This is a genomic window from Pseudomonas sp. PME37.24/025 (genome assembly GCF_055556615.1).
This window is the reverse complement of the sequence record NZ_JBVHNK010000477.1, coordinates 1-237: the sequence shown is the minus strand read 5'-3', so window position 1 is coordinate 237 and position 237 is coordinate 1. Positions and strand designations below refer to the sequence as shown.

At 59.9% G+C, this 237-nt stretch carries 1 protein-coding gene; it reads left to right on the top strand.

The genetic code is table 11. The features are described from left to right. Window positions 1-47: 47 nt before the first annotated feature. Window positions 48-237 (top strand): hypothetical protein (locus ACZ3HH_RS31140; protein ID WP_465810586.1); only part of this gene is annotated, 190 nt, incomplete at its 3' end.

Sequence of the window (237 nt, the reverse complement as noted above, 5' to 3'; positions counted from 1 at the left end):
CCAACCCTTAACGGCAGCGAAAGCTGCATAACGCGGAGAGGATGACCTTGGCCGCAGCCGACCGCATATTCCTCATCGTGGTGACGATGATCGCCGGGATCGGCTGGGATCAAGCGACGAAAAAGCTGGCGGCCTTCGTGCTCAAGGGCAGTAAGCCGCACCGTTACTGGGCTAACCTGCTTCGCCTCGAATATGCCGAGAACCAAGGCGCCTTCCTTGGCCTCGGGAGTAGCTTGC